The sequence below is a fragment of the Roseiarcus sp. genome (assembly GCF_052145395.1).
Classification (GTDB): Bacteria; Pseudomonadota; Alphaproteobacteria; order Rhizobiales; family Beijerinckiaceae; genus Roseiarcus.
In genome coordinates, this window is sequence record NZ_JBKQOT010000803.1 from 1 (window position 1) to 2,734 (window position 2,734).

Here is a 2,734-nt window from a genome sequence, read left to right on the forward strand (position 1 = left end):
ACGCAAATAAAATCAACAGACTCCGCGAGACACGTGGCACTACATTTTCGCGTTCGGAGCCCCTCGCCTCAAATGATATCAATGCCTTACGCTGGGCTGGTATGCCCCAACTGTAGAAGATCAGTCAAGCGTTACCTTTTCGACCGGTCGTGGCAAGGCGCGCTCATGGGCGGTTTAAGCTGCTCACTGCTCGCCTACTTCACTTATAGGACTGTCCTTGCGCAGCGAGAGAACGTTCTGCTCATGTATCTCTTCATTGCGTGCGTAATGTTTTTCAATTACTATTTTGTGGAAGGCAAAACGCAAGCGCCCTCATCCGGCAGTCGGATGGGGTGGCAAAACCCCAGGTCGCGGACGGCCGCTCAGAAGTGATTTCGTCGGCTAGCTAAGAAAGCGAAGGAGACCGACAACGGGGTCTTCCAGGAGACAGTGTGCGGATCCTCGTACGCGACGGAGCGAGGCTTACGATGACGTGGGCTCCGAATGACGGATCGAAGCGCAAGCGGCCGTCGCTTGCGGCGAGCGGTGGCGTTCGATAATGACGCCCTACGAGCGACGCTCCAGAGAACGCCGTCGCGGTCATTTCCGGCCCAGCCGACCGCAACCACCAATCCATCACGACGAGATATGGCGACGTCTCGTCGAAAACGTTTTCCAAACCGGCGAACCCTGTTCCGTTCTAGCGCCCGAACCCGGAAGGACGCCGCGATGCCGTCATCTGAAGGGCTGTCGCCGAGGCCGCGCTTGTCTCTTTACGGGCGCCCGGCGCGGCAGACCGTCGCGAGGTTCCTTGCGCCGCGGTGGCTTGGGTATGCGAACGCGGCTCACGACTCCGTTGGCGCGCCGGCGTTTGCCGCCAGCGCCCGATCGAATCGAAGGCCGTAGCGCGAAAAGAGCGCGTATCGCTTGTCGTGCGCAGTGGATGTGGCGCCTGCACGTGAAGCTCGGTGAGCGATCATCGGCGGCCGCGGCGCCGGCATGCGTTCTCTCGCGACAGATCGAAAGCCACTTCCTCCGGCGCCTCGCGACGAAGGCGATCGACGGCGTCGCAGGGAATGTTCGTTGCATCGCAAATCAGCAGCGTGTACATCGGGCCCAGAGCTTTTCGATTGGCTTGACCACATGTTTGCGTCAGTTGCGCGGCTTTTCGAGCGCGCGGCCAATTTTCCTGTTTCCCGTCGCAGGAAACGAACAAGGACAGGGACGGTGCTGCAGCATCTGACCAAGGGCTACACGCTGCTGCTCGTCAGTCTCATCGAGACGGGCACGCCGTTCATCCGCATGCTGTTGCTCACCCATGCCTTGAGCCTGACCGAACTCGGATTTGTCTCCGCCTTGACCGCGACGATCTCCGCGTTCGAGCAGATGACCGACTTCGCCCTCTACCGCTACGTGTTTTCGGCCGCCCGCGAGGAGTATGAACACGCGCTCGCCGCCGCTCACGGGCTCGCCGTCTTGCGCAGCCTCACTCTCGGCGGGCTGGTGGCGCTCGCCGCGCCCCTCATCGCCCGAGTCTTCCATCTTGAACAATATACCTTCGATTTCATGCTGCTCGGCCCGGTGGTCGCACTGCGCGGCTTCGACCACCTAGCCCCTCGCGTCGCGGAACGCGACTATCGCTATGGGCCGCAACTGAGGGCGACCGGCGCGAGCAATGTCTTGAGTCTCGCCGTGCTCGCGGTCGCTGTCCGGATCATTCCGTCGCACGTGGCCTTCCTCATCTCGCTCTATGTTCAGGTCATCGCCCAGGTGACGTTCGATCACATCGTCGCCGGCGAGAAATATCGCTGCGCATTTTTCACGCCGAACTTCGGTCGGGCCTTCCGTTTCGGCTATCCCCTCATGGCCAATGGCATCGGGATCGCGACCTCCTCTCAGGGCGACCGGTTTCTGATCGGCAGTATGCTGGGTCTCCCGGAGCTCGCCGTCTATTCCGTTGCGAACCTCGCGACCTATGTTCCGAGCGCACTGATCACGCGCCTGAGCTCAACGGTCACGCTGGCGCAATTGTACAACGGCGCCAAACACGACGATGGCCGCTTCGACGCCCGTCTGAGGCTGTTCGCGCGGCTGGTGCCGCTGGTCGCGGCCCTGTTCGCCCTGGGCGTCGTCGCTCTGCTCGACATCGTCATGCCGCTGGTCTTCGGCGCGAAATTCGTGTTGTCGCCGGCCTCCACCGCCCTGCTCGCGGTTTCGATTTTTTTCCGGCAAGCGCGCGGCGACCCTTTTTCCTCCCTGCTGCTCAACGAGGGGCGGACCAAGCGGTTGGCGATCGCCAATCTCTCTTCGACCAGCGCTCTCCTCTTCGTCTTCGTGCTGCTTCTGATCTTCCACAGTTTCGAGGCTGTCATGGCCGGCCGGCTGCTTGGAGAAGTGACCGCGACCGCCGTCACCTTGGCGATCACACGCGATTTGTTCAAGCCGGCGCGCCAGGACTTCTTCAAAGCCGTGACCGTCGGACTCCTTGTGCTCTGCGTGGGGATAGCGCTCGGCTCCGCGGGCGTCGGCTTGGCCGTGATCCCCAGCATCGCAATGGTGGCGGCCGGCCTCGCGGTCTTCGCTCTGTGGGCCCTGTCTTTCACGCCGGACCTGCTCGACGCCAGCTTTCCCGCAATCCGACTTAAGGCCTGACGCATGATGAACATCTGGGAAAACCTCAGGCGCTTCGCCCCGCGCGCCGCCCGTGACACAATCAACGCCGCGCGCGCCAAATTCGACGGTCCGCCACCGGAGC

1 protein-coding gene is annotated in these 2,734 nt (G+C 62.2%); it reads left to right on the top strand.

Annotation, left to right across the window (positions count from 1 at the left end):
- Nucleotides 1-1,206 precede the first annotated feature (1,206 nt).
- Nucleotides 1,207-2,631, top strand: a complete 1,425-nt coding sequence (locus tag ACLP25_RS27665; protein WP_442472311.1) for an oligosaccharide flippase family protein — start codon at nucleotides 1,207-1,209, stop codon at nucleotides 2,629-2,631.
- Nucleotides 2,632-2,734 lie beyond the last annotated feature (103 nt).